Genomic DNA, 21,159 nt, shown 5'->3' on the forward strand with positions numbered 1-21,159 from the left:
TTCGCCACCAGTCGGAACGGGGGACGCGCCCTGCGGGGGAGCGCGGAACGTTTTTGCAGCTTTGGGCTCGCCCTTTGGCCGTTCTTTCGGCCCTCGTGCTCTGCGCGACCACCATGGTCGCGCATGCGGGCGCCCTCGACCCGTTGTCCCAGGATGATGTCCGCTACTATCGCGCCGCCTTCGCCGCCACCGATCGCGGCGACTTCGACGCCGCCGAGGCCGCGTTCGCCAATGCGCGCGACCGCAGCTTGGCCGGCCGCCTGGCCTTCGCCAAGGTCATGCACCCGACCCGCTATTCGGCCAGCTACACCGACCTCACGACCTGGCTTGAGACCTATTCCGAGGAAGCTGGCGCCGATCGGGTCTACGCCCTGGCCGTCAAGCGCAAGCCCAAGCGTGGCGAAGCCCCGCCGGTCCCCGAACTCTTCATCGGCGACGAGACCGCCCCGCCGCCCGCCGACAAGGGGCGCGCCGCCCGCGAGGCCTACTATTCCGGCGATGTCAGCAAGGCCCTGACCTTGGCGGTGGCCGGCGGCGAACGCTGGATCGCGGGCCTTTCGGCCTATCGTCTCGGCGACGCCCGCACGGCTCAGAGATATTTCGAACAGGTCGCCCACGACCAGAACGAGGACGAGTGGCTGCGCGCCGCCGGCGCCTTCTGGGCCGCGCGCGTGGCCAGCCAGGCCGGCCAGGGCCGCGAAGCCCAGGCGCTGCTCGCCGACGCCGCCCGCTCGCCACACACCTTCTACGGCATGATCGCCGCCCGTCAGCTGTCCTTGGCCGGCGTGACCCTTACTGAAGCCAGCCACGACCCGATCGCCAGCCTGCTGACCCGCATCAGCTATGCGGGTCCCGACACGGCTTCGCTGGACCAACTGGTGAAGAGCGATCCGCGTGCGCGCCGCGCCGCCGCCCTCGCCCAGGTCGGGCGCTGGCGCGAGGCGGGTCTGGAATTGCGCGCCGGGCTGTCGCTGGCGGAGACGCCGGAACTGCGCGACGACTGGACCGCCCTGGCCCTCGCCCTCAACGCCAACGCGCCGCTGAACGGCGGCCGGCCTGTGCGGCGGGTCGGCGGCGAGGACTATCCCCTGCCCCCGCTGGATCCCGTCGGCGGCTTCACCATCGACAAGGCCATGGTCTACGCCCTGGTGCGTCAGGAGAGCCGCTTCGATCCGATGGCCGTCTCCAACGCCGGCGCGGTCGGCCTGATGCAGGTTCGTCCTTCCTCAGCCGCCGACGTGGTCGGTGACGACAAGCTGCTGGCCGACAAGTCCCCCCTGTTCGACCCCGCCTACAATCTGCGGGCCGGCCAGGACTACTTCACCTGGCTGATGGATCGCGGCGTCAAAAGCCCCGACATCCTCCGCGCCGTCGCGGCTTATAACGGCGGCCCGGCGACGCTCAACAGGACGGCGGCCCAGCTGGGCGCGGACTGCGACACGCTGTTGCTGATCGAAAGCCTGCCTTTCCAGGAGACCCGCAACTATGTCGAGAAGGTGATGGCCAGCTACTGGACCTATCGCCGGCTCCTAGGCGCGGAGAACAAGACCCTCGACGCCGTGGCCAGCGGCGCACGGCAGGTGGATTTCCGCCTGGATCCGCAGATCGCCCAGCCGACCTCGATCGATCAATTGATGAGCCAGCTGCAGCAGCCGTGATCGCTGGACCGCTCAGTACCTGAGGCTCTTGGCCTTCAAGGCCTTCGCCAGCACCTTCTCGTCACCACCGCTCGCGGGCCAGTCCAGCCGGCGCACGAACACGCCGTGCAGGCGGGGCGACAGCCTGCCCAGCAGGCCGCCCGGCGCGGTCAAGAAAGCCGAAGCCCCCGACCCGCCCGCCAGATGCTTCTCGACCGGCTCACGCCAGCCCTCACGCAGGATCGGCGTCGCGCGCAGGGTCAGGATCCAGTCGCCCTTGGCCACGGCGGCGCCGGCCGAAAGGCGCGCGGCGACCTCGCCCGACGCCTTCACCAGGCGCGCGCCGCTGTCCTCGGCCAGGGCCTCGACTCCGGCCTCGCCGTCGGCGACCAGGATCACCTCCTTGACCAGCCCGTCCACGGCGGCGGGCACCAGCATGGCCAGCTGGGCGGCCAGACCTTGCAGGTCTTCTGAAGCGACGAGGACGACGGAGATCATGCCCCTGCTTGGCCAGCGGGCGAGGTCGGGTCAAGGGCGAAAGGCCAGGAGCGAGTAGCGCAGCGGCAAGGACGCACGCGTGGCCGCTCGTTGTGATCCCTTTCAACCTCGCCTATCAAGGGCGACGAACAACCATAGGGCGTGCCGGTGATATTCCATGTTCGCGCGTTTGCGCTCACCGTCGTTTCGGTGATCGCCGTCAGTGTCGGTGCGTACGCCGCCCACGCCGCCTACTGGCGTCCTGTCATGCCCAGCGTCGTTATCGATGCGAAAGGCAAGGAAGCCCTCGCGGCGGCAACTCAATTGATGATCATCTATGGGGAAAAGGGCAGCGATCCGTCGAGATCGGGAACCTTGGCGCCGGACCAACGGATTTCGTCCTGCGACATCCTCGGCGAGGCTTGCGTATCACGCGCCGCACGCCACGAGTTCCGGTTGGACGGCCCGCATCGTCAGAGTCTCCAGATCCGCCGCGTCAACGGCCAGGGCAATCCCATTGTCGCGACACTGGTCTGGGTCGGACCGGCCTATCCTGATGAAATCCGACTGATCTGCGATTTTCGCGTCACCGACAGGGACAAGGCTTGTGCGGTCCGAGACATCAGCACTGGAGAGTCTTGAGACCGTCTACCGGCGAAAACCTCAGATTGGTCGCCTCCGGGCGTAGGGCGGCTTTCGACCTCTTCGAGACTACGGGAACGTCTGCTACCAGTTCGGTATGTTCGGGACACGCATGGCCGTTCTGGGTCTCTCGACCGCACTTCTGGTCGGCTGCTCCCCCGTGGTCCAAGAGGTCAGCCGCCCCTTCTACGTCATGTACGTTGCAGACAGTAATGACCGCGCGCTTTTCCGCTGCCCGGACGGTCCTGAAGGCGGATGCGCGGTTGACGGATTGCCTGGTCCCGATGTGTTTGCCGCTGGCGGTAACGCGACGCACATCGTCATTGCGCGCCACCGGGCGGACCGGGATGAGTATTTCTACTTCCGTCGTGTCGCCGAGGAAAAGCGGGGCTGGGGTGACAATCCCGAACGTATCGTAGGACCGCTCGAAAGGTCAGAGTTCGAAGCCGCCTCCAAGCAGGTGGGGCTGCCAGCACTGATTGATTTCTCACGTTAGTGCAGACGTCCGCTCACCACCAATACCCGACAACCACCATTTACGGCCCCGCCCCCTACCCAAACAGATCCAACTGCGGGCTTGCCTTCCTCGGCGGCGTGAATTGGCTGGCGTCCAGCGGGGTCCAGGGTTGGTCGAGACCGAACTTGTTCACCGCCAGGTGGAAACGCTGGCGCAGCACCTCGGCGACTGGCCCGTCACCGATCATCCGCTCGCCCCAACTGGCGTTGTAGGTCTCGCCCTTGCGGATCTGGCGGACCAGGGACATCACCTTGCGGGCGCGGTCGGGATGGTCGGCCTCCAGCCATTCCTCGAACAGTTGGGCGATCTCGCGCGGCAAGCGCAGGGCCACGTAGCCCGCTCCCCGCGCGCCGGCCTTGGCCGAGGCCTCCAGCACCGCCTCGACCTCGTGGTCGTTGAGCCCCGGAATGGCCGGCGCGAACATAACCGTCACCGGCACCCCGGCTTCGGTCAGCCGCCGCACCGCCTCGATCCGCTTGCCCGGCGTCGCCGCGCGCGGCTCCATGCTCCGCGCCAGCTTGCGGTCCAAGGTCGTGATCGAGATCGCCACCCGTGTCAGCTTTCGCGCCGCCATCCGGCTCAGCACGTCGATGTCGCGCAGGATCAGGGCGGACTTGGTGATGATCGTGAACGGGTGGCTGTAGCGGTCCAGCACCTCGATCACTTGCCGGGTCACGCGCAGCTGCTTTTCGTCGGGCTGATAGGGGTCGGTGTCGCCCCCGATATGGATCGTCGCCGGCTTGTAGCTGGCCCTGGCCAGCTCCTTCTCCAGAAGTTCGCCCGCATGGGGCTTGAAGAAGATCTTGCTCTCGAAATCCAGGCCGGGCGACAGCCCCAGATAGGCGTGGGCCGGCCGGGCGTAGCAGTAGATGCAGCCGTGGCTGCATCCCCGATACGGATTGATCGAGCGATCGAAGCCGACATCAGGACTCTGGTTGCGGGCGATGATCGTCCGCGACTTCATCGGCTGCAGCTCGGTCTTCAGCTGCCGAGGCTCGTCCTCCTCGCCCCAGCCGTCGTCGAACACTTCGCGCGCCTGCGCCTCGAAACGTCCGGTCCGATTGGATTTCGCCCCACGCCCCCTGGGCGCGGGCCCCAGCTTCACTGCCTCGGCCATGGCGGCACTATGCGCCAGCGATGAGAACATAACAAGAACTTACGTGTGCCGACGGGCCGTGCGCCAATCGGTCGCACGCCGAGCGCCGGTCCGGATCAGCAATTGGCAAGGCTGTTTCGCGCAAAGTACGCCCGACGCTGCAAAGGTTTGCATCGCAGAGTTGAGAAGCGCCGAATGTCCGAAAGCGATCGCCTCGCCGCGCTCGTCTCCTATCGCGTGCTGGACACGGCGCCCGAGCCTGCCTTCGATGAGATCACCCGGTGCGCGACCGAGCTCTTCGACGTGCCGATCGCCCTGGTGTCGCTGATCGATCGCGACCGGCAATGGTTCAAGTCCAGACAGGGCCTGGCCGCCTGCTCGACGCCACGAGACCACGCCTTCTGCGCCCACGCGATCCAGCTGCCGCCGGGCGAGGTCATGGTGGTCGAGAACGCGACCCAGGATCCGCGCTTCGCCGACAATCCGCTGGTCACCGGCGATCCGAACATCCGCTTCTACGCCGGCGCCGTGCTCAGCGACGCGGAGGGCCATAACCTCGGAACGCTCTGCCTGATCGACGACAAGCCCCGGCCTGCTCTGACGCCCCGTGAATCCGCCGAACTGCGCATGCTGGCCACGGCCGTGGTCGGACAGCTTGAGAAGACCCGTGCCGAACGCCGGCTGCAGGAAGAGAGCCGCCTCCTGCAGATGACCGAGACCATCTCGGGCGTCGGTCACTGGCGCGCCGATCTGCTGACCGACACGATTCATTGGTCTGACGAGGTCTACAAGATCTACGGCCTGGCGCGCGAGGCGTTCACGCCGACCTCCGATAACTGGCTGGAGCTCTACCACCCCGACGACCGTGAAGGCGCCCGCCAGGCCTTCGCCCGGACCGTCAAGGGTGAGCGCCTCGTGGAGCACGAGCTGCGCCTGCTCCGCGCTGATGGCCAGACCCGCCTGGGCCTGGGCCGCGCGACCTGCGAGTACGACGAGGCGGGCAAGGTCGTATCGATCTTCGGCGTGCTGGAAGACGTCACCGCGCGGAAGGCGGCCTTCGAGGCCCTGAGCCGCAGCGAGAACCAGCTCCGGGCCAGCGAGGCGCGCGCCAGCAAGGTCGTGGCCAACGCCTATCAGGCCATCGTCACCATCGACGAAACCGGCCACGTCACCGGCTGGAACCGCTTCGCCGAGAAGACCTTCGGCTGGACGGCGGAAGAGACGATCGGCCAGCGCCTCAGCGACTTCATCATCCCGCAGGAACACCGCCCGGCCCACGACAAGGGCATGGCTCGCTTCCTGCGCACCGGCCAGAGCGCCGTGATCGACCAGCGCATCGAGGTGCCCGCCCAGCGCAAGTCGGGCGAGACCTTTCCGATCGAGCTGGCCATCAGCGGCGCCGAGGGCCCGGACGGTTGGGGCTTCACCGCCCTGATGCACGACATTTCGGAGCGCAAGGCGCAGCTGGAGATCTTCGAGACCTCGTTCGACCACGCCGCCGTCGGCATGGCTCTGGTCAGCCTGGACGGCGCCTTCAACAAGGTGAACGACGCCTTCTGCGACATCGTCGGCTATTCGGCCGAGGAAATGGCGACGACCGACTTCCAGGCCATCACCCATCCCGACGACCTGGAAAAGGACCTGACCCTGCTGCATCAGCTTTTGGATGGCGAGATCCAGAGCTACGGCATGGACAAGCGCTACCTCCATAAGGACGGACGCCTGGTCTGGGTCCACCTGTCGGTGTCGCTGGTGCGCGCGCCGGACGGCGCGCCGAAACACTTCATCGCCCAGGTCCAGGACCAGACCGCCCGCATCGAGGCCCAGGACGCTCTGGAGCGCCAGACTCTGAGCCTGTCGGCCATGGCCGAACAACTGGCCGTCGCCAAGGACACCGCCGAGGACGCCGCCCGCGCCAAGGCCGAGTTCCTGGCGACCATGAGCCATGAGTTGCGCACGCCGCTGAATAGCGTGATCGGCTTCTCGCGCCTGCTGACCGACAGCGGAGATCTTACCCCGACCGATCGCCGCTACGCCGAGCGTGTCCGCTCGGCCGGCGAAGGCCTGAACGTGCTGATCGACGACATCCTGGACTATTCCAAGCTGGACGCCGGGGCCGTGGCCTTGGAAGCCAAGTCGTTCAGCTTCGATGACTTGGTCGCCGACACCCTGGCCATGCTGGAGCCTCAGGCCGCCGACCATGGCGTGGCCTTGCGGCGTTCGGGACGCATCGCCGGCTGGGTCGAGGGTGACGCCTTCCGCCTGCGCCAGGTGCTGCTGAACCTGCTGTCCAACGCCGTGAAGTTCACCCTGGACGCCTCGGTGACGGTCGACATCGCGCTGCTGGACGCTCCAGCCGGTCGCCGACGCCTGCGCCTCTCGGTCATCGACGAGGGCGTCGGTATCGCCCCAGACGCCCTGGGCCGCCTCTTCCACCGTTTCGCCCAGGCCGACGACTCCATCAGCCGCCAATTCGGCGGTACGGGCCTTGGCCTGGCGATCTCGCGCGAGCTTGTCGAACTGATGGGCGGCATGATCGGGGTCGAAAGCAAGCTGGGCGAAGGCTCGACCTTCTGGTTCGAGATCGATCTGCCGGTCGCCGCGCCCGTGGTCGCTATCGCGGCCGCTCGAGCCCCCCGCCGCTTCGACGGGCGACGCGTGCTGCTGGTGGACGACACCGAGCTGAACCGCGAACTGTTCAAGGCGCTGCTGGAGCGTCGTGGCTGCATCGTCGATCTGGCCGACGACGGCGCCCAGGCCGTGGCGGCCTTGGAACGCACCAGCTACGACCTGGTCCTGATGGACGTGCATATGCCGGTCATGGACGGCCGCGCCGCCTCGCGGGAAATCCGCCGACGGGGCCTCTCCGAAGCGCCGATCGTGGCCCTGACCGCCGGCGGCTCGCCCGACCAGATCGCCACCTGCAAGGCCGCCGGCATGTCGGGGCACCTGCTCAAACCGCTCTCCGAGGCGGACCTGGAGCAGGCGCTGGAGACCCACCTGTTGGGCGCGGCGCCGGATCGATCCGCCGGCAAGGCCAGCGACGAAACCGAGGACGAACGCGAGGCCCGAGACGCGCTTGAGGCCCTGATGGGTTTCGAGGCCAGCCTGAAGATGGCCCGCCTGCTGCACGACCAGCTGGGTCGGGCGCTGCGAAATTCCGGCGGGCGATCCCTGGCGGACGAGGCGCATGCGCTCGCGGGTTCGGCGGGCCTTCTCGGCTTCAACCGCCTGACCAATGCCGCGCGCGTCCTGGAAGACTGCTGCCGGGCCGGTGAACCCTCCAAGATGGCCTTCGCCGCGGCGCGGACGGCCGCGGACGGCGCCGAGCGGGTCCTGGCCCAATGGATCGCCCGCCTAGAGCGCCGGATCGAGCGCGAGGCGGCCGCCTGATGTCCAGCAAGGTCCTGATCGTCGATGACGACCCCATGGTCCGCCAGTTCGTGGACCTGGTCCTGACCCAGCAGGGTTACAAGGTCTCGTCGGCCGCGGCGTCGGATACGGCGATGCAGGTCCTGGGCCGTGAAAGCTTCAGTCTCGTGCTGCTGGATATCCGCATGCCCGGCATGACGGGCCTGGACATCCTGCGGCTGATGAAGTCGCGGCGGAACAAGCCGAAGATCCTGATGATGACCGCCCAGCGGGATCCCGGCACGATCATGCAGGCGATCGAGCAAGGCGCGGCTGGCTATCTGATCAAGCCGTTCAAGCCGCAGGACCTGGCCCGCCGCGTGAACGCCATCCTCCGTCCCGAGCCCGCCGAGCGGACCGCGCCGTCGATCGCCGCGCCGCCCGACGACTCCGTGATCCTGGACTAGACCACGAGCGGCGCCGCCACGAGCCCTCGCGCCAAGGCCAACACCGTGCGCAGGCAGGCGATCCTCACCGCCGCGCGGCTGACGTCGCCGAACCGGCGAACCTCGTACCGCAAGGGCTGGTCCCGCAGACCAAGCCCGAAATAGACGAGACCCGGCTCCTCCCCCGGCGCCCCACGTCCCGCGAAGCCCGTGATCGCCAAGGCGAGATCGGCTTTGGACCGCGCCAGTGCGCCCGCCGCCATGGCGATTGCCGCCTGGGGCGAAACCGCGCCGTGCGTCTCCAGGATTTCGGGGTCCACGCCGAGGATGTCCCGCTTGGCGTCATCCGTATAGGCCACGAAGGCCCGGTCAAAGCCGTGGGAACAGCCCTCGACATCGGTCAAGACGGCGGCAGTCAGCCCGCCGGTGCAGCTCTCGGCGACCGTGATCAACATGTCTCGCCCACAGACGTCCGCCATCAAGTCCTGTGCAAGCCGATGGATGTCGTCGGGCAAGCCACGCGCGAAGGTCTCGATCATGGATCGCTACGGCTTGTCCCGCTCGGCGTCGCTGGCTTGGAAGTCCCGTTTGCGTTCGGGATCCGCCGCGTGATGCACATCAGCCTCTCCGCCGCCGCCCGAGACCTTGCTGTGGCGGCTAGAGCGATCGGGGTCGTCGCGATCCTTCACGATGGGATCCGGACGCGGCTTGTCTCGGTTCTCGTGGCTTGCGCCAGGACCACCCCAGCGTTCGGTATTGTCGGTCGGTTGGGTCATCGAGTCCTCCAAGAGATCATCCCCTTGGTCAATTCGACCGCCTCGCCGAGGTTCCCGCCCAGATCGCTCAAGCTTGTCCGCGCCACTCCTGCGACAGTGGGTCGCTGGAGCTTCTAGCTGGGCGATAACCATTGAGGGCTCAGGATCATCGACATGACCGCGCTCGCATGCCTGAAGATCATGGTTGGTGATGAGCTAACCTTCGCCGACACCGAAACCATGGCCACGCTCGTCGCCAAGGTCGCGGGCGCGTATCTCGAAAGCCGATGGCTCTTCCCTCGCCGCTACGGCCTCGTGGCGCCGTTCTCGTTCGTACTGGCCGATCCACGCGCCACCCTGCTGGACGCGCGTGAACTGCAGGCCCTCGCGCGGGACCTTCACGCCAAACTCTTCGGCCACAGCGGCGACGGCGAGGTCTCCCTGCTCATGCTGGAGGGCGACAAGGGCGAGGTGATGCGCTTCGCGGGCATGCCGGTCCAGCAGCTCAAGGCGATGCTGGCCGCCGAGGGCCTGGGGGACGCCATAGGGCGAGTCTGCCGGATCACGCCGGACGGCGTCCTTTCGGTGTCGCCGCCGGGTGGCTCCGTCGCTGGCGAACCGCCGCTGGAAACCCTCAGGGATATACCCGTGACGGCGCCGCGTCCCCGCGTCGGCTATCGCGGCGTCTTCCACGCCACGCGCGAGCTCTTCGTCGGCAACATCGCCGTGTGGCGGCCGGACGAGGCCCTGAGCGACTTCGCGATCGACGCGCCGGACGCCGTTCACGGCCGCGACGCCGACCATGACATCCCGATCCTGCAAGGCGCGAGCGAGGTTCTGGCCGGCCAGGACGCCGGCGTGGCCTTCTTCCCGATCAGCTTCTCGACCCTGATCAAGCCCAGCGCTCGAGACCAATTGCTGCCGCACTTGAAGGCCCTGCCGCGAGGGGCGAGAACCCGCCTGGCGGCGGCGATCTACGACACGCCTCGCGCGCCGTCGTTCTCGGCCATGCAGGTGATCAAGGCCTATCTGAAGCCGTTCTTCGGGCGCGTGGACCTTCGCATCTCCGACCCCGCCTTCCGGGTGGAAGACCTGCCGCCGGACTTCGCCAGCAGCGTCACCCTGATCCTGCCCGAAGGCGCCGAGGGCGTTCGTCTCTCGGCGATCTCACGGTTCCTGCGCGATTGTCCGACCTATACGCGAAAGCGGATCTGGCAGGGCGTCAGCGAGCTGCGCACCCGCCGCGAGCTGAACGCCTGCATCGAACTGGGCGCGCCGTTCTTGAGCGGTCCCGCCGTCACCGACCTGCTGGAGGCGCCCACGCCGGTCACGCCCTGCTCGTCGTTGCACCTGCCGCTACGCGACTGGTCGCGCTCCGACGGACCCGCCACCCGCGCCGCCTAGGGACGAGAGTGGCGACGCGCTTGTGCTTCGTCGCGGCTTACGATTTCGGCGTTGTGGCCAGCGACCAGCTCACCCCGAACCGATCCTTCAGCTGACCATAGCGGTCGCCCCAGAACATCAGCTGGATCGGCATCACCACCTCGAAGCCGGCGTCCACGGCCCGCGCCCAGGCCGCGTCGACGTCGGGCACCTGCAGATGCAGGGTGTAGCCCTGAGGCTTCACCGGATTGAAGCCATGCTCGGGGAAGAAATCGCTGACCATCAGGTTGCCGCCGTTGATCTCCAGGTGGCAGTGGATCAGCCGCTCATCGCCGTCCTTGTAGGGCATGCGCACCAGCTCCCGCGCGCCCAGGGCTCGCTGGTAGAGCTCAGAGGCCCCCGCCGCGCCCTCGACATTGATGTAGGCGGTGACCCCGGTCACTTGCGGCAGTTGGTCGGTCATCAGGTTCTCCGGCTTTGCGGGTGACGACCGCCCGTCGCGGTCTCGAGGCAAGGACGGACGAAGCGTCCGCCGCCCGACACTAGGTCGAAGATTTTTCCGCCTCGGCGGTCACGCGGTCCAGGTACTGGCGGATATTGGCCGCCTCGGCCGCGGTGTTGGCCAACGCGATCGCGCGGTCAAAGGCCTGGCGCGCCTCGACCTTGTGTCCGCTCTGCAGCAGGAACGCGCCCCGCGCGCCGTGGAAGTGGAAGTAGCCGTCCAGCCGCGTGGCCAGCGGTTCGATCATCTCCAGGGCCGCCTCGGGCCCGTGCACCTTGGCCGTCGCCACGGCGCGGTTCAGGGTGATCACCGGCGACGGCTGCATGATCTCCAGAGTCGCATAGAGCTGGTCGATGCCGGCCCAGTCGGTCTCCTCCGGCCTGGCCGCGCGGGCATGCAAGGCCGCGATGGCCGCCTGCACCTGGTACGGCCCTGGATCTCGCTTCAGCATCGCCTTGTCGATCAAGGCCAGCCCCTCACCAATCATCTTGCGATTCCAGAGGCTTCGATCCTGATCTTCCAGCAGGATCGCCTGGCCGTCGGCGCTGAACCGGGCTTCGGAGCGAGCGTGTTGCAGCAGCAGCAGCGCCGTCAGCCCCATCATCTCCGGCTCGGCCGGGAACAGACGCAGCAGCAAGCGCGCCAGACGGATGGCCTCGTCGCAGAGACCGCCCTTGGCCTCGACCGCCTTGCCGCTGGCCGAGTAGCCCTCGTTGAAGACCAGGTAGATCATCGCCGCGACGGCCGCGAAGCGTTCGGCGCGCTCGATCGGCCCTGGCGCCTCGAAGGGCGCGTCACCGGCCCCGACCTTGGCCTTGGCGCGGGTGATCCGCTGCTCCATCGCCGCCTCGCCGACCACGAAGGCGCGAGCGATCTCGCGGACCGACAGGCCCGAAACGATCCGCAGCGCCAGGGCGATCTGCTGGGTGGCCGGCAGGTCCGGATGGCAGCAGATGAACAGCAGCCGCAGCACGTCGTCGCGATAATGCGAACCGTCCAGCCGCTCGGCGGCCTCGGCCTCGGCGTCCTCAAGGTCGGACAGCAGTTCCTCGGGCGGCAGGACCGTGTTGCGGCTGGACTTGCGAACCGCGTCGATGGCGGCGTTGCGGCCGACCATGATCAGCCAGGCCGTCGGATCGCGGGGCGGCCCGTTCTTGGGCCACGCCTTCAGAGCGCGCAGGCAGGCGTCCTGGAACGCCTCCTGGGCCGCGTCCATGTCGCGGAAATAGCGCAGCAGCGCCGCCATGGCCTGGGGCCGGGCGGCGGTGATGGCCCCCTCGATCCAGGCCAGGTCGGTCATGCGCCACTGGCTCCTGAAGCCGCTCCGGGCAGGAACAGGGCGATAGGACGGATCTCGTACGAGCCGCCGGGATTGGCCTTGCCCAGGTCCTTGGCGATCTCCAGCGCGCCGTCCAGCGAGTCGCAGTCGACGACGTAGAAGCCCAGCAGCTGCTCCTTGGTCTCGGCGAACGGACCATCCAGCACCAGCGGCGGATCGCGGTCCTTGCGCAGGGTCGTGGCCGCCGTGGTCGGCATCAGGCGCGCGACCGGGCCGAGACGCCCTTCGCGGGTCAGCCGCTCCTGGACGACGCCCAGCTTCTGCATGACCTCGTCGTCGTGCTCCTTGGACCAGGCGCAGGTGACGTCTTCCTGGTTGTAGCAAAGTATGGCGTAGAGCATGGGCGATCCTCGTTTCCCGTCCTAAGGACGGCGGACTATGCCCAGATCCGACATCGCGCCCAGAATTTTTTAGAGCGACCGCAGCCGGCGGCGGGCGGGTTCGTCATAGAGCCTCAGCACGGCCCAGGCGCCGACAAGGATCAAGGGGATCGCGACCGCCGCGAAGCCCAGCGGATAGCCCTTGCCGCCCACCGCCCGGAAGGCCCGCAGCAGCAGCTCCCAGCCCAGCCAGTGCAGGGCGTAGAGCGGATACGAGATCGCGCCCGAGATCCGGCACAGCACGCCCGAAACGCCCGTCGGGTCGCGCCGCCCGACCAGCACCATCAGCGGGAAAACGATGCTCACGCAGGCGAAGTCATAGAGCCAGTTCAAGGTCGTCCACGGGAAGCTCAGGACAATGGCCAGGACCACGGTCAGCAGCCAGGCCGGCGCCGCGAGGCCCGTGAAAGGTTGGATCCGGTAGCAGCCCCAGCCCAACAGGAAGGCGAAGGCGGTGCGCAGCCCGCTGATCACGAAGGTCGCCCGGTCCCACCCCGTCAGCACCCCGCCCATCCCGTGGGCGATATAGGCCATCACCGGGATCAGCAGCACGAGCATCAGCACGTGCCCCATGACGCCCAGGCGTCGTAGCGGGAACCACGCCGCGCCGACGGCCAGCTCGAAGAACAGCGACCAAGCCGGTGGGTTCAAAGGAAAAATCGGCGCGAACCCCGGCTCCTCCGCCCAGAGGCGCGGGACCATCACGAGGCCAAGTCCCAGCCACTCCGGCACGCGCTCACGATGCTCGATGATCACGGTCGCGCCGGCCAGCATGGTCAGCGCGATCAGCGGCCACAGCCGGATCAACCGCTGACGCATGAAGCCCAGCCAGCCGATATCGCGGCGGCCATAGGCATGGGCCAGGACGAAACCCGACAGACAGAAGAAGAAGTCGACCGCCAGATAGCCGTGCGAGACCAGCCAAGGCCGGCCGGTCCATCCGCCGATGTGGTAGAGCATGACGCCGATAGCCGCGACGCCGCGCAGGCCGTCCAGCGCCTCGTATCGTCGTCCCGCGTCGCGATCAGCCAAGCCTGCGCCCCTATTCCCCGTCCCTGCTTAGCCAAGGCCGGGCAATGGACGCAACTCAGCTCGCCGGTTTCTCCAGCAGCAGCGCCTTGGTCAGAAAGGCCCGATCCTCACCGATCACCTTCAAGCCCGCCGCGTCGAACAGGGCCGGCAGGTCGGTCTCGGCGTAGCTGCCGTAATAGGGTTCGTGAAAATAGGCCGGGAAGGCCTCGAGCAAGCGGGCCAGATCCGGCGTGTCGCTCGGCTGTACGGAGTCGACGAAGACCAACACCCCACCAGGCTTCAGAACCCGCGCCAGGCTGGCGGCCACGACGGGGCGGACGCGCGGCGGCAGTTCGTGGAAAAGATAGACGCAAGTCACGGCGTCCAAAGAGCAATCCGCGAAGGGCAAGGTCTCCGCATTGGCCTTGATCCCGCCCCCGCCGACACGCTTGCGGGCCTCGGCCAGATAGGCCTCCGAGAGGTCCAGGCCCGCGATCGCCGCGCGCGGAAACGCGGCCTTCAGGTCCCTGAGAAAGGCTCCCGAACCGCAAGCGACGTCGACAACCCTTGCGTCGCGATGGTCGCGCCCGCGCCAGTGTTTCGCCAACAGCGACAGGCCGCGTCGCCGCATCGCGCCCGCCGTGCCTGAGAACAGCGCCTCGACCTGCGCCTCGTAGCGCCGGGCGCTCTCGGCCGTGAACCAGCCGCCGGACTGATAGTGGAAGTTTTGGCGGTAATAGTTTGGATAGGCTCGACTATCGGCCACATCCCGAACCTCGACCCCATCGCCGCGACGGCGACGCTGGTCGACCTCGAAGGCGTCCGCGATGAAGTCGGCGGCCTCGCGCAGAGCGGCCGAGGGACGGCTGAAACCGTCCTCGACGGCGGGATAGAGCCCTTTGGCGACGTCGCGCGCGTCCTTTTCGAACGCTTCCAGATAGGCGCGGCGCAGACCGCTCTTGCCGACGGGCGCGGTCGAGGGTTTGAAGCGCGTCGTCTGCTCGCCCTTGGTCGGCTGGGTCAGGGACCGTGCGAGACTTCCGGTCGCCGTCCACCAGGCCGCCTTCACCGCGGCCTTGGCGCGCTGGCCTAGGGCGTCGACCGCGAAGGCTGTCCTCGTCCGTCTCTCGTCCATACCGCGCTCATCCAGGCCGGCGTCACCGCGTGAAGACCCCGACGAGCTCAATATGGGGCGACCATACGAACTGGTCCACCGGCAGCACCTTCTCCAGCCGGAAACCGGCGTCGACCAACACGCGGGCGTCCTTGGCGAAGGTGCCCGGATTGCAGGACACGCTGACGACCTTGGCCACCTTGGAGCGGGCGATCTCGACCGTCTGCTCGGCGGCGCCGGCGCGCGGCGGGTCGATGACAACGACGTCGGTCTTGGTCAGTTCGGTGGTCAGCACCGGACGACGGACCAGATCGCGGGCCTCGGCGGTGATCGGCTTCAGCCCGGATACCGCGCCCAGGGCGGTCTTCAGCGCCGTGATGGCGGGCGCGCTCACCTCGGCGGCGTAGACGGCGCCGACCTCGGCCAGGCGGAAGGTGAAGGTGCCGACGCCGCAATAGAGGTCGGCGATGCGGTTCGCGCCCTGGGCTTCGGCCACGGCGAACTCGACCATGGCCCGCTCGGCGGCGGGCACCGCCTGCAGGAAGCTCCCCGCCGGCAGGGCGACCACCGCCGGACCCAGCTTCACCATCGGCTGGCGGGCGCCATAAACGGTCTCGCCGGCGAGCGTGACGCGCGCGAAATCACCCTCGCTGGCCGCCATGGCCGCGCGCATGCGGGCGTCGGCCGACAGGCCGCCACTCTTGCGCTCGACGCCGGTGACATCGATGTCGAGACCGGTGCTGGTCAGGGTGACGTGGAGGGTCGGCGCCGACTTCGGATGCTCCAGGAACGGTTCGGCCAAGTGGGCGAGCGCCGGCAGCGCCGCGACGATGCGCGGATCGGTGACTGGGCATTCCTCGATCGGCACGAGGTTCCAGGATCGGCGCGACTTGAACCCCAGATGCGCCCCGCCCTTGATCTTGCGGGCGTGCAGGGCGACGCGGCGGCGCGAGCCCGGCGGCGCGGCGAAGGTCGGCAGGATTTCGGTCTCCAGGCCTTCCATCGACAGCTGGATGCGGATCTGCTCCGCCTTCCAGGCGCGATAGGGCTCGGCGGCCCAATGCTGCAGGGCGCAGCCGCCACAGGCGCCGAAATGCTTGCAGAGCGGCGCGACCCGGTCGGCGCTGGCGCTGAGGATCTCCGCGATCTCGCCCCGCGCGCCCTCCATGTTGGCCCGCACCGTCTCGCCCGGCAGAGTCAGGGGTACGAAGGCCGGCTTGCCGTCCACGGTGCGGGCGAGTCCATCGCCCTGGGCGCCGACGGCGTTGATGATCAGGTCTTGCATCGGCCGTCCATACCCCAAAATCGGGGCTTGAGCGCGCGCCGTGAATGATTTTCCGTGCGTGTGAACGAAGCTGAATATCTCGGTCAGGCGCCGTTCATGTTAGCGGCGCCACTACCTACATCAACGAATGGACCGGGACGGTCGGCGCCGGCGCTCGTAAGCGTCGGCCTGGACGCCCCCAAAAAGACAAGCTCTCTCATGACCATGATCGCCCCAATGAGCAGGACTCCCATGATCAAGACCGTTCTGGGCGTCACCGCCGCCCTCGTCTGTGGCGTGCTGACGCCGACCCTGGCCTCGGCCCAGGCCTATGGCTCGCAAAGCGGCGCCTATGACCGCCAGGGCTACTACTACGACCCCTGCCAGCGCTCGACGACCCAGCGCGGCACGGGCGGCGGCCTGGCCGGCGCCGGCATCGGCGCGGCGATCGGCAGCGGCGTCGCCGCCAACGGCGCCCGCACCGAAGGCGCTGTCCTGGGCGGCCTGCTGGGCGCGGTCATCGGCTCCAACATCGGCAAGAACTCGGCCGCCTGCCGTCCGGGTCAAGCTCCGCCGCCTCCCCCGCCGTCGGCCTACAACGGCTCCTACGACGATCCCGCCTACCGCTCGGCCCCGCCCTCGGGCGGCTACGAGGACGCCCGCCGTGACGCCCAGCGCGACAGCTACTACGAGCGCTCCTACGAGCGGCGCGAGGGCTATCAGGTGAACGACCGCGTCGGCCAAGCCGACGTCAACGGCTGCACCCTGGCCGAAAGCCCGATCCACATGCCGGACGGCCGTATCCAGAAGCGCTTCGTGCGCGTCTGCCCGGACGCCAACGGCAAGTACCAGGTCGTCGACTAAGCCCGACGTTCCGTTTCTTGTGTGGAAGACGATCGGCCGTTCGCTTTGCGAGCGGCCGATTTCTTTTTGCGCCGTGACTAGCGCTTCACCGCCCAGACCAGCTGTTCGACCTGGCCGTCGCCGCCCCTGATCGGGCTTTCGGCCAGACCTTTCACAGACCATCCGGACTCTTCCAGGAAGTCGACGACCTCACGCTCGACGCGGGCGATGGTCTCGGGATCCTTCACGAGGCCGCCCTTGCCGACATGGTCGCGCCCCGCTTCGAACTGCGGCTTGATCAGCGCCACCAGGTCCGCGCCGGTCTCGGCCAGCCCCAGAGCCGCCGGCAAGGCCTTGACCATCGAGATGAAGCTGACGTCGCTGACCACCAGCGCCGGCGGGGTCGGGATCACCGCCTCGTCCAGCGCCCGGGCGTCGACGCCTGAGAGGTCCGTCACGCGCGGATCGTCCCTGAGCTTGGGATGCAGTTGGTCGCGACCCACATCGACCGCGAAAACCCGCGCCGCGCCGCGCGACAGCATCACTTCGGTGAAGCCGCCGGTGGAAGCTCCGACGTCGAGGGTCACGCGGCCCTCCACGGCGATCGGCCAGAGGTCCAGCGCATGGACCAGCTTCAGCGCCCCACGCCCCACCCAGGGGTGGGCCGCCTGGGCGACGATCTCGACGTCCTTCTCGAAGGTGTCCGCCGGCTTGGTGATCACCTTGCCGGCGACCATGACGAGCCCCGCCTCCACGGCCGCACGGGCCTTGGCGCGGCTGTCGACGACGCCGCGATCGACGAGCAACTGATCGATACGTTTCTTGGCCACGCGGCCTCCTGAAAACTCTAGGCCGCCCTTTAGCACGGGGTTGCGGTCAAGGTCTCTTCCGGGCCAACTTAACAGTGATCACCGGCGCGTCAGACGCCGGTCCTGTCGGGGAGCAAACTCAATGCGCTTTAGCCGCCGCGGCCTCATGGCCGCCTCCGCCGCGATCGCGGCCGCGCCGTCCGCCTTCGCCAAACCCAAGACCGCCGCCGCGCCGGCGCCCTGGACGGCGGACGCGACCGAGATCGCCGGCCGCCTGCGTCGCAAGGAGGTCAGCGCCGTCGAGGTGGTCGAGGAGGCCATCCGCCGCGCCGAGGCGCTGCAGCCCAAGGTCCAGGCCCTGGTCGATTCCGACTTCGACCGCGCCCTCGACCGGGCCAAGGCCGGACAGCTCTCGGGCCCGTTCGCCGGCGTGCCGTTCCTGGTCAAGGACCTGGACCCCTACAAGGGAACCCGCACCCGCTACGGCACGCGCGCCACCCTGCGCGCCCAGCCGGAAACCGCCCAGACCGGCTATATCGACGCGTTCGACGCGGCCGGCTTCGTCACGATCGGCAAGTCGGCGACTCCGGAATATGGCTTCCTGCCGACAACCGAGCCGATGGGCTTCCTGCCCACGCGCAACCCCTGGAACACCAAGCACTCGTCGGGCGGCTCTTCCGGCGGCGCGGGCGCGGCGGTGGCCGCGGGGATCGTGCCGATCGCCCATGCCAGCGACGGCGGCGGCTCGATCCGCATCCCAGCGTCCAATTGCGGCCTGTTCGGCCTCAAGCCCTCGCGCGGCCGGATGATCCAGAACCGTCCCGCCAGCCGGGGCATCGATCTGTCGGTCTCGCACTGCGTGGCTCACAGCGTCCGTGACTCGGCCGCCCTGTTCGCCGCGACCGAGCGCACGGACGCCGGCGCGCCCTTCAAGCCGATCGGCGTCGTCACCGCGCCGCTGAAGAAGAAGCTGATGGTCGGCCTGGTCATGAACACCGGCACGGGCCAGGCGCCGCATCCCGAGGTCCAGACCGCCGTCAACAACGCCGCCAAGCTGCTCGCGGACCTGGGCCACAAGGTCGAGCCTACGGCCTGGCCGATGGACGGCGCCCAGTTCAGCCAGGACTTCACCGTGCTGTGGTCCGCCGGCGCCGCCGAGTTGGTCGCCAATATCGGCAAGGCCATCGGCCGCAAGCCCGACTCCAGCATTCTGGAGCCCTTTAGCCTGGGCATGGCCGAACTGATCGGCAAGCTGCCGCAAGGCGCCCTGCCCGCCGCCGTCCAGCGCCTGAACGCCATGATCGGCGTCTATGACGCCTGGCTTGCCAAATACGATGTCATCCTGTCGCCGGTTCTGGGCAGCCCGCCCGTCGAGCTGGGCTACGTCGCCGGCTGGGTGCCGTTCGAGGAGTTGCAGGCGCGCCTGATGAGCTATGTCGGCTACACCCCGGTTCAGAACGTCGCCGGCGCGCCGGCGATGAGCGTACCGCTGCACTGGACCGCCGACGGCCTACCGGTCGGGGTGCAGTTCGCCGGCCGCGCCGGCGGCGAAGCCCAGCTGCTGGCCCTGGCCTACCAGCTGGAAGAGGCCGCGCCGTGGGCGCACAGGAAGCCGCCGGTCAGCGCATAACAAAAAGGGCCCGCGCCTCCGGACGCGGGCCTTTCCCTTGTCAGGATGCGTGGAGGCTTAGCCCTCTACGAACACCTTCTTGAGCTCGTTCTTCATGATCTTGCCGTTGGCGTTGCGCGGCAGGGTCTCGTGCCAGAACACCACCTTCACCGGCACCTTGAAGGCCGCCAGGCGGTCGGCGACGAAGGCGCGCAACTCGGCCTCGGTCGCCTCGGCGCCCGGCTTCAGGGTCACGACGGCGGCCGGCTCTTCGCCCAGGGTCTTGTGTTCGATGCCGACCAGGGCCGCGTCCATCACCGCCGGGTGGTCGTAGAGGCAGTTCTCGACCTCGATGCAGTAGATGTTCTCGCCGCCGCGGATCAGCATGTCCTTGGCGCGGTCGATGATGAAGCAGAAGCCCTCGGCGTCCAGGCGCGCCAGGTCGCCCGTGCGCACCCAGCCGTCGACGAAGGTCTGGGCGCTGGCCTCGGGCTTGTTCCAGTAGCCACGCACCACCTGCGGGCCCCGGCACCACAGCTCGCCCACCTCGCCGATCGGCAGCTCCTTGTAGGGGGCCTCGACGGTCATGATCTTCAGGTCCGTGACCGGCACGGCCGGGCCGCAGCTGTCGGGACGGTTTTCATAGTCCTCGGCCGAGTTGCTGGTCGCGGTGGCCGAAGTCTCGGTCATGCCCCAGCCGTTGCCCGGCGAAGCCTTGGGCCAGATTTCCTTGATCTTGCGGACCAGCTCCGGCGCGGACGGCGCGCCGCCATAGGCCACGGCCTCGATCGACGAGAGGTCGTAGTTCTCGCGGCTGGGATGCTCGATGATCTGCCAGGCGATGGTCGGCACGCCGCCCATCTGGGTCAGGCGCTCGTCCTGGATCAGCTGCATCGCCTTTTCCGGGTCCCACTTGCGCATCATGGCCAGCTTGGCGCCGCCGAACAGCGAGGGGTTCAGCACCGCGAAACAGCCCGTGGCGTGGAAGAACGGCACCGAGATCAGCGAGCCGCGCTGCGGGCCGTTGGGATCCGGCTCCGGGGGCGCTTCGCCCCGACGCAGGAAGCTGCGCGCCCCGGCGGCGGCGGCGGCGAAGATGTTGCTGTTGACGTTGCGGTGGGTGCCGATGGCGCCCTTGGGCTTACCCGTGGTGCCCGAGGTATAGAAGATCGTCGCGTCGTCGTCGGCCGAGATCGCCACGGTCGGCAGCGGCTTTTCCTCGAGCTTGGCCCAGTCATTGGGACAGCCGATCGCCGTCTCCAGACGCTTCACGTACGGATGGGCGATCTCTTCCTTGGCGCGGCTGACATAGACGCGCTCCAGCTCCGGACAGTTGTCGAAATGCTCGGTCAGGCGCTCAAAGCGCTCGACGTCGACGATGGCCACGCGAGCCCCGGAATCGACCATGCCATATTCCAGCTCCGCCCCCGTCCACCAGGCGTTCAGCGGCGTGACGATCGCGCCCAGCGACAGGGCCGCGTAGAAGCTCACCGGCCATTCGGGCAGGTTGCGCATGACGATCGCGACCCGATCGCCCTTCTTGAGGCCGAAGGCTTCCAGCTCGGCGGCCATGTGGGTCACGGCGCGATAGAAGGCCTCGAAGCTGACCCGCTCGTCCTCGTGGACCATGAAGATCTTCTCGCCGTGGGCGCGGCCCAGGACGAGGGTGTCGCGCAGGGTCGGCGGGGCGTTCTTCCAGACCCGCGTCTTCACGCCCCGGATCTCGATCTCCTCCATCTCGCCGGCCGTACCGGGCGCGGTGATCATGGCGTAGGCCTGCTGGACGGACATCGCCGGCCAGGGCGCGACTTTAGGGGCGGCCTGGGTCATTTGTACTCTCCCGGTATGGTGTCGCGCCTTGTTGAGCGAGCGCGTTCAACGATCAGAAAGCACAGCCGCAAGCCGGATGCAAACATCCGTTTGACCCTAAGAGAACATCGATAAGTTAGGAGCGCCCGGCGTCACGTGACCTAAGGTCATTTGG

General features: G+C 68.1%; 20 protein-coding genes. 8 read left to right on the forward strand and 12 right to left on the reverse strand.

Features of this window, described 5'->3' with window-relative positions; all coding sequences use genetic code 11:
* Nucleotides 1-113 precede the first annotated feature (113 nt).
* A complete protein-coding gene (locus tag AC1RRV_RS10165; RefSeq protein WP_492859684.1) occupies nt 114-1,658 on the forward strand; it encodes a lytic transglycosylase domain-containing protein in 1,545 nt (514 codons plus the stop codon).
* Between the two features lie 12 nt (nt 1,659-1,670).
* On the opposite strand, the gene AC1RRV_RS10170 is transcribed toward AC1RRV_RS10165, so the two are convergent.
* Complete coding sequence (locus AC1RRV_RS10170) at nt 1,671-2,135, reverse strand: glycosyltransferase family protein (RefSeq protein ID WP_492859500.1); 465 nt, start codon at nt 2,133-2,135, stop codon at nt 1,671-1,673.
* A 141-nt stretch (nt 2,136-2,276) separates the two neighbouring features.
* Between AC1RRV_RS10170 and AC1RRV_RS10175 the strand changes: the two genes are divergently transcribed.
* A complete protein-coding gene (locus tag AC1RRV_RS10175) occupies nt 2,277-2,756 on the forward strand; it encodes a hypothetical protein (RefSeq protein ID WP_492859501.1) in 480 nt (159 codons plus the stop codon).
* A 112-nt stretch (nt 2,757-2,868) separates the two neighbouring features.
* Nucleotides 2,869-3,252, forward strand: a complete 384-nt coding sequence (locus AC1RRV_RS10180) for a hypothetical protein (RefSeq protein ID WP_492859502.1) — start codon at nt 2,869-2,871, stop codon at nt 3,250-3,252.
* Between the two features lie 55 nt (nt 3,253-3,307).
* Here the strand turns inward: AC1RRV_RS10180 and AC1RRV_RS10185 are convergent, their stop codons facing one another.
* Entirely contained in the window at nt 3,308-4,390 is a 1,083-nt protein-coding gene (locus AC1RRV_RS10185) for a PA0069 family radical SAM protein (RefSeq protein ID WP_492859503.1), read from the reverse strand.
* A 174-nt stretch (nt 4,391-4,564) separates the two neighbouring features.
* Between AC1RRV_RS10185 and AC1RRV_RS10190 the strand changes: the two genes are divergently transcribed.
* Nucleotides 4,565-7,762 carry a PAS domain S-box protein gene (locus tag AC1RRV_RS10190; protein ID WP_492859504.1) on the forward strand — a complete coding sequence of 1,066 codons (3,198 nt, stop codon included), beginning with the start codon at nt 4,565-4,567 and terminating at the stop codon, nt 7,760-7,762.
* Nucleotides 7,762-8,187, forward strand: a complete 426-nt coding sequence (locus tag AC1RRV_RS10195) for a response regulator (protein ID WP_492859505.1) — start codon at nt 7,762-7,764, stop codon at nt 8,185-8,187. The genes AC1RRV_RS10190 and AC1RRV_RS10195 overlap by 1 nt, the downstream gene beginning before the upstream one ends.
* Here the strand turns inward: AC1RRV_RS10195 and AC1RRV_RS10200 are convergent.
* Both AC1RRV_RS10200 and AC1RRV_RS10205 read right to left on the reverse strand, forming a co-directional pair.
* A complete protein-coding gene (locus AC1RRV_RS10200) occupies nt 8,184-8,705 on the reverse strand; it encodes a CinA family protein (protein ID WP_492859506.1) in 522 nt (173 codons plus the stop codon). The two genes, AC1RRV_RS10195 and AC1RRV_RS10200, sit on opposite strands and share 4 nt — an antisense overlap.
* 6 nt (nt 8,706-8,711) lie before the next feature.
* The gene (locus tag AC1RRV_RS10205) at nt 8,712-8,942 is read right to left on the reverse strand and encodes a hypothetical protein (RefSeq protein ID WP_492859507.1); all 231 of its coding nucleotides are present in this window, start codon (nt 8,940-8,942) and stop codon (nt 8,712-8,714) included.
* 153 nt (nt 8,943-9,095) lie between these two features.
* Between AC1RRV_RS10205 and AC1RRV_RS10210 the strand changes: the two genes are divergently transcribed.
* The gene (locus AC1RRV_RS10210) at nt 9,096-10,325 is read left to right on the forward strand and encodes a hypothetical protein (RefSeq protein WP_492859508.1); all 1,230 of its coding nucleotides are present in this window, start codon (nt 9,096-9,098) and stop codon (nt 10,323-10,325) included.
* Nucleotides 10,326-10,362: 37 nt separating this feature from the next.
* On the opposite strand, the gene AC1RRV_RS10215 is transcribed toward AC1RRV_RS10210, so the two are convergent.
* The 6 genes from AC1RRV_RS10215 to AC1RRV_RS10240 all read right to left on the reverse strand — a co-directional run bounded on the left by AC1RRV_RS10215 (nt 10,363) and on the right by AC1RRV_RS10240 (nt 15,935).
* Complete coding sequence (locus AC1RRV_RS10215) at nt 10,363-10,767, reverse strand: VOC family protein (RefSeq protein ID WP_492859509.1); 405 nt, start codon at nt 10,765-10,767, stop codon at nt 10,363-10,365.
* 79 nt (nt 10,768-10,846) lie between these two features.
* A complete protein-coding gene (locus AC1RRV_RS10220) occupies nt 10,847-12,106 on the reverse strand; it encodes an RNA polymerase sigma factor (protein ID WP_492859510.1) in 1,260 nt (419 codons plus the stop codon).
* Nucleotides 12,103-12,486: a YciI family protein gene (locus AC1RRV_RS10225; RefSeq protein ID WP_492859511.1), complete on the reverse strand. Its 384-nt coding sequence runs from the start codon at nt 12,484-12,486 to the stop codon at nt 12,103-12,105. Before AC1RRV_RS10225 ends, AC1RRV_RS10220 begins: the two co-directional genes overlap by 4 nt.
* Before the next feature lie 69 nt (nt 12,487-12,555).
* Entirely contained in the window at nt 12,556-13,557 is a 1,002-nt protein-coding gene (locus AC1RRV_RS10230) for an acyltransferase family protein (protein ID WP_492859512.1), read from the reverse strand.
* A gap of 55 nt (nt 13,558-13,612) precedes the next feature.
* On the reverse strand, nt 13,613-14,671 hold the full coding sequence (locus AC1RRV_RS10235; RefSeq protein ID WP_492859513.1) for a class I SAM-dependent methyltransferase: 1,059 nt from the start codon (nt 14,669-14,671) through the stop codon (nt 13,613-13,615).
* 22 nt (nt 14,672-14,693) lie between these two features.
* Nucleotides 14,694-15,935 (reverse strand): class I SAM-dependent RNA methyltransferase, encoded by a 1,242-nt coding sequence (locus tag AC1RRV_RS10240; protein ID WP_492859514.1) that lies wholly within the window; start codon nt 15,933-15,935, stop codon nt 14,694-14,696.
* A 198-nt stretch (nt 15,936-16,133) separates the two neighbouring features.
* Between AC1RRV_RS10240 and AC1RRV_RS10245 the strand changes: the two genes are divergently transcribed.
* The gene (locus AC1RRV_RS10245; protein ID WP_492859515.1) at nt 16,134-16,778 is read left to right on the forward strand and encodes a hypothetical protein; all 645 of its coding nucleotides are present in this window, start codon (nt 16,134-16,136) and stop codon (nt 16,776-16,778) included.
* A 77-nt stretch (nt 16,779-16,855) separates the two neighbouring features.
* On the opposite strand, the gene AC1RRV_RS10250 is transcribed toward AC1RRV_RS10245, so the two are convergent.
* Nucleotides 16,856-17,587 (reverse strand): TlyA family RNA methyltransferase, encoded by a 732-nt coding sequence (locus tag AC1RRV_RS10250; RefSeq protein WP_492859516.1) that lies wholly within the window; start codon nt 17,585-17,587, stop codon nt 16,856-16,858.
* Nucleotides 17,588-17,708: 121 nt separating this feature from the next.
* Here AC1RRV_RS10250 and AC1RRV_RS10255 point away from each other — a divergent pair, with 121 nt between their 5' ends.
* Nucleotides 17,709-19,196: an amidase gene (locus AC1RRV_RS10255; protein WP_492859517.1), complete on the forward strand. Its 1,488-nt coding sequence runs from the start codon at nt 17,709-17,711 to the stop codon at nt 19,194-19,196.
* A 57-nt stretch (nt 19,197-19,253) separates the two neighbouring features.
* On the opposite strand, the gene AC1RRV_RS10260 is transcribed toward AC1RRV_RS10255, so the two are convergent.
* The gene (locus AC1RRV_RS10260; protein WP_492859518.1) at nt 19,254-21,005 is read right to left on the reverse strand and encodes a class I adenylate-forming enzyme family protein; all 1,752 of its coding nucleotides are present in this window, start codon (nt 21,003-21,005) and stop codon (nt 19,254-19,256) included.
* Nucleotides 21,006-21,159 lie beyond the last annotated feature (154 nt).

The sequence above is a fragment of the Caulobacter sp. GW821-FHT11E10 genome, from assembly GCF_058808375.1.

What these genes read in the sequence shown, in the direction of transcription:
- AC1RRV_RS10220 (WP_492859510.1), bottom strand. Translation starts at nt 12,106, where the DNA reads ATGACCGACCTGGCCTGGATCGAGGGGGCCATCACCGCCGCCCGGCCC.
- AC1RRV_RS10170 (WP_492859500.1), bottom strand. Translation starts at nt 2,135, where the DNA reads ATGATCTCCGTCGTCCTCGTCGCTTCAGAAGACCTGCAAGGTCTGGCC.
- AC1RRV_RS10205 (WP_492859507.1), bottom strand. Translation starts at nt 8,942, where the DNA reads ATGACCCAACCGACCGACAATACCGAACGCTGGGGTGGTCCTGGCGCA.
- AC1RRV_RS10180 (WP_492859502.1), top strand. Translation starts at nt 2,869, where the DNA reads ATGGCCGTTCTGGGTCTCTCGACCGCACTTCTGGTCGGCTGCTCCCCC.
- AC1RRV_RS10200 (WP_492859506.1), bottom strand. Translation starts at nt 8,705, where the DNA reads ATGATCGAGACCTTCGCGCGTGGCTTGCCCGACGACATCCATCGGCTT.
- AC1RRV_RS10255 (WP_492859517.1), top strand. Translation starts at nt 17,709, where the DNA reads ATGCGCTTTAGCCGCCGCGGCCTCATGGCCGCCTCCGCCGCGATCGCG.
- AC1RRV_RS10165 (WP_492859684.1), top strand. Translation starts at nt 114, where the DNA reads ATGGTCGCGCATGCGGGCGCCCTCGACCCGTTGTCCCAGGATGATGTC.
- AC1RRV_RS10260 (WP_492859518.1), bottom strand. Translation starts at nt 21,005, where the DNA reads ATGACCCAGGCCGCCCCTAAAGTCGCGCCCTGGCCGGCGATGTCCGTC.
- AC1RRV_RS10190 (WP_492859504.1), top strand. Translation starts at nt 4,565, where the DNA reads ATGTCCGAAAGCGATCGCCTCGCCGCGCTCGTCTCCTATCGCGTGCTG.
- AC1RRV_RS10240 (WP_492859514.1), bottom strand. Translation starts at nt 15,935, where the DNA reads ATGCAAGACCTGATCATCAACGCCGTCGGCGCCCAGGGCGATGGACTC.
- AC1RRV_RS10185 (WP_492859503.1), bottom strand. Translation starts at nt 4,390, where the DNA reads ATGGCCGAGGCAGTGAAGCTGGGGCCCGCGCCCAGGGGGCGTGGGGCG.
- AC1RRV_RS10210 (WP_492859508.1), top strand. Translation starts at nt 9,096, where the DNA reads ATGACCGCGCTCGCATGCCTGAAGATCATGGTTGGTGATGAGCTAACC.
- AC1RRV_RS10225 (WP_492859511.1), bottom strand. Translation starts at nt 12,486, where the DNA reads ATGCTCTACGCCATACTTTGCTACAACCAGGAAGACGTCACCTGCGCC.
- AC1RRV_RS10215 (WP_492859509.1), bottom strand. Translation starts at nt 10,767, where the DNA reads ATGACCGACCAACTGCCGCAAGTGACCGGGGTCACCGCCTACATCAAT.
- AC1RRV_RS10235 (WP_492859513.1), bottom strand. Translation starts at nt 14,671, where the DNA reads ATGGACGAGAGACGGACGAGGACAGCCTTCGCGGTCGACGCCCTAGGC.
- AC1RRV_RS10245 (WP_492859515.1), top strand. Translation starts at nt 16,134, where the DNA reads ATGACCATGATCGCCCCAATGAGCAGGACTCCCATGATCAAGACCGTT.
- AC1RRV_RS10195 (WP_492859505.1), top strand. Translation starts at nt 7,762, where the DNA reads ATGTCCAGCAAGGTCCTGATCGTCGATGACGACCCCATGGTCCGCCAG.